The organism is Tateyamaria sp. (assembly GCF_059783535.1).
Window position 1 is genome coordinate 1 of record NZ_JBYNDP010000215.1, and the last position, 4,023, is coordinate 4,023.

Below are 4,023 nucleotides of genomic sequence, written 5' to 3' on the forward strand. Positions count from 1 at the left end.
GATTGGTAGAGCTCAAAGCCCACATCGCGCATCTGGCCCGACTGTTCTTCGCCCAAGAGATTCCCTGCCCCTCGAATATCAAGGTCTTGCGAGGCCAGCGTAAACCCGGCCCCCAACGTGTCGAGGCTGCCCAACACGCGCAGCCGCTTCTCTGCGGTCGTCGTCAAACGCGCACGCGGTTTGGTCGTGAGGTAGGCGTAAGCACGGGTCTTTGACCGTCCCACCCTGCCCCGGATCTGATAGAGCTGCGCCAATCCAAACATGTCGGCACGATGGATCACCATCGTGTTAGCAGTGGGAATATCCAGACCGCTTTCCACAATCGTTGTCGCCAGCAGCACATCGAACTTGCCGTCGTAAAAGGCGTTCATGCGGTCATCCAACTCGCCCGCCGCCATCTGTCCATGCGCCACCACATAGGTCAGCTCGGGCAACTGCTCATTCAGGAACTCCTCGATCTCAGGCAAGTCACTGATACGCGGCACGACATAAAAGGACTGCCCACCACGATAATGCTCCCGCAACAGCGCCTCGCGAATGGTCACAGCATCAAATTCGGACACGTATGTGCGGATCGCCAATCGGTCGACCGGAGGCGTTCCAATGATCGACAGGTCACGCACCCCCGTCAGCGACAATTGCAACGTACGCGGAATAGGTGTCGCAGTCAGGGTCAGCACATGCACGTCCGAGCGCATCTGCTTCAGCCGTTCCTTGTGGCCCACGCCAAATTTCTGTTCTTCATCAATGACCAAAAGGCCCAGATTGTTGAACCGCACGCCCTTGGCCAGCAGTGCATGGGTGCCCACAACGATGTCTGCCGTGCCCTTCGACATCGCATCGCGTGTGGCCGATGCCTCCTTGGCACTGACAAAGCGGCTGAGCTGCCGCACTTCGATGGGAAAGCCGCGAAACCGCTCGGCAAAGCTCTTGTAGTGTTGCCGCGCCAGCAGCGTGGTGGGTGCAATGACCGCCACTTGCACACCAGACATCGCCGCAACAAAGGCCGCGCGCATTGCCACCTCGGTTTTTCCAAAGCCCACATCGCCGCAAATCAGCCGGTCCATCGGCTGACCTGCCGTCAGGTCGTCCATCACAGACGCAATGGCGTTTAACTGATCGTCCGTCTCCTGATACGGAAAGCGCGCCGCAAAGGCGTCCCACATGCCGGGGGGCGGCTCAAGGATCGGCGCCTTGCGCAACGCACGCTCAGCCGCGATGCGGATCAGCCGATCCGCCATCTCGCGAATGCGCTCTTTCAGCTTGGCCTTCTTGGCCTGCCACGCCCCACCACCCAAGCGGTCCAGCAGCCCCTCTTCGTGACCGTACTTGGACAGCAGTTCGATATTCTCGACCGGCAGGTAAAGCTTCGACTGTTCGGCATATTCCAACAGCAGGCACTCATGTGCGGCCCCGGCGGCGGTCACAACCTCCATGCCCTGATACCGGCCAATCCCGTGATCCACATGCACAACCAGATCGCCGGGCGACAGCGATTGCGTCTCGGTCAGGAAATTCTCAGCCCGGCGCTTTTTCTTCGGCTGCCGGATCAGCCGGTCGCCCAACACATCCTGCTCGGAAATGACGGTAAGGCCCGGCGCCTCAAACCCGTGTTCCAGCGCCCAGACAACCAGATGCAGCCCGCGCTTGCCAATGCGCATGGCGTTGGTGATGGGGACGGCCTCGGCCAACCCCTCATCCTCGATCAGCCCTGTCAGACGTTCGCGCGCACCTTCCGAATAGCTGGCAATGACAACGGGACCTTCCGCCATCTTTGCTTTAATATGAGACGCCAAAGCCGCAAAAAGGCTGATGGATTCCTGTTGGCGTTCGGGCGAGAAGTTGCGCCCGATCCGTCCGCCCGCATCCGTGACACCCGGCCCCGTCGCCTGAGGTAATTGAGCCAAGGACAGCACGCGGAAACCGGCCACCGCCGCCTCCCACGCGGCATCATCCAGATACAAGCCAGCCGGCGCCGCAGGTTTGTAGACCGAATCCATCTTGGATCGGTTTTCCATCGCCAAACGACGTGTCTCGTACTGGTCCTCGATACTCTCCCACCGCGCAAGACGCGCAGGCGTCACCTGATCATCCAGCGTGATCGTCGCCCCGGGAAGATAGTCGAACAGCGTATCCAACCCATCGTGGAACAACGGCAACCAATGCTCGGCCCCCTGATGTTTGCGCCCTGCACTCACCGCCTCATACAGCGGATCGTCGGTGCCAGCGGCGCCAAATTCCAACCGGTAGTTCTGCCGGAACCGTGTGACGGCGGCCTCATCCAGAATAACCTCGGACACAGGTGCAAGCTCTATCACGTCCAGCTTCTCGGTCGTGCGCTGTGTTGCGGGATCAAAACGGCGCGCACCGTCCAACACATCGCCAAACAGGTCCAGCCGCACCGGCCCCAGATCACCGGGCGGATAGATGTCGATGATGCCGCCGCGAATGGCGTAGTCGCCAGGCTCCATCACCGTCGGACTTTGCACAAAGCCCATGCGCACAAGGAAATTGCGCAGCGCGCTTTCATCAACGCGGTTGCCAACAGTAGCCGAAAACGCGGCCTCCCGCAGCAAATTGCGCGCAGGCACCCGCTGGGTTGCAGCGTTCAAGGTGGTTAACAGGACAAACTGCTCCGGCATCCCATGCACAAGCGCCGCAAGCGTTGCCATCCGCTGGGCCGAGATATCAGCGTTTGGCGACACACGATCATAAGGCAAACAGTCCCAACCGGGGAACACCAGCACCGGCATGTCCGGAGCAAAGAACCGCAACGCCGCCTGCATCGCCGCCAGCCGCTTGTCATCGCGGGCCACGTGCATGACCGGTGCGCCCTTGGACACTTCCTGAAGGATCAGCCTGGCGTCAAACCCCTCGGGTGCGCCGGACACGGTGATATGGGTCTGCTCGGGCATGGGCGGCATTTCACTCGGCAGGGAACGGGATCAAGAGGCCTTCAATTGGGTCTTTCGCCCAGACTGTCAACCGCCCAATGGGCCAATCGACAGGTTCTGGTACATACCCCACAGGGCCGTGATGAAAATCGACACCATGCCAATGGCCTGCACGATGGTCCGATGACGGGTCAGGCGCCGCCAAAGCGCCTCGCCCGTTGCCTGCTCATCCTGGATCAACCGCGCGGTCGACAGGTTCAAGGCGCCCACCAAACTCATTGGAAAGCCCAACAGGAAAAGGGCCTGCGCAAATTCAACGCCATATACAAAACCCAGCAAGGCCAGACCGGTCAGCAGAAAGCAAGCCAGCCCGAGCAACCAAAGGCCGGATATGCGACCGATAAACAGCAGACGGTTTGTGTTGATACGAACCAGGTCCTCAAGGTCCTCGGCCGCCTGTCCCCCATGGCGACGGGCACGGGCCACCATGTCATATGGCACGCCCAGCACCCAATGGCTTGCCGTTGACCACACGACCGCTAGCGCGATCCAGAACCACAGGTTCGAGAACGAGCGCATATCGATCAATTCAAAGATTGTGTCGTACCAGTCCACGCGCCGTCCCGTCGTCCCGTATGCCGGGCCCTCTTGCCTGTGTTGACGCCTCTCTTAGCGCGGGCATGCCGCAGTGCCTAGACTTGGCAAGGTCAAAAATCCATGTCACCCATGCACTGTCACTCAAACCGGACACTTTCATGCGCCCCACCCAAGCCCCCTACCCTGCCACCCGACTGCGCCGCACCCGCCAAAGCCCAGCAATCCGCGGCCTCGTTCGACAGAACACACTGACGGTAGATGACTTCATCTGGCCCATCTTCGTGCGCAGCGGAGAAGGCATCGAAGAACCCATTCCCTCCATGCCCGGTGTCGTGCGCCGGTCGGTCGACAAGGCGGTCGAGGCCGCACGCGAAGCCGCGGATCTTGGCATCCCGGCCATCTGCATATTCCCTTATACCGGGCTGGAAGAGCGGACCGAGGATTGCGCGGGGGCGTGGGACCCGCAGAACCACGCCAACCGCGCCATCCGCGCCATCAAACAGGCCGTGCCAGACATCGCGATCATGACGGA

General features: G+C 60.9%; 3 protein-coding genes. 1 reads left to right on the top strand and 2 read right to left on the bottom strand.

The window, feature by feature from the left end; translation table 11 throughout:
* Nucleotides 1-2,915 (bottom strand): transcription-repair coupling factor (mfd, locus tag AC6RA8_RS21595; protein ID WP_500355774.1); only part of this gene is annotated, 2,915 nt, incomplete at its 3' end.
* Between the two features lie 66 nt (nucleotides 2,916-2,981).
* The gene (locus tag AC6RA8_RS21600) at nucleotides 2,982-3,509 is read right to left on the bottom strand and encodes a component of SufBCD complex (protein WP_500355776.1); all 528 of its coding nucleotides are present in this window, start codon (nucleotides 3,507-3,509) and stop codon (nucleotides 2,982-2,984) included.
* A 140-nt stretch (nucleotides 3,510-3,649) separates the two neighbouring features.
* On the opposite strand from AC6RA8_RS21600, the gene AC6RA8_RS21605 reads away from it, so the two are divergent.
* On the top strand, nucleotides 3,650-4,023 hold a 374-nt coding region (locus AC6RA8_RS21605), incomplete at its 3' end, for a porphobilinogen synthase (protein ID WP_500355778.1).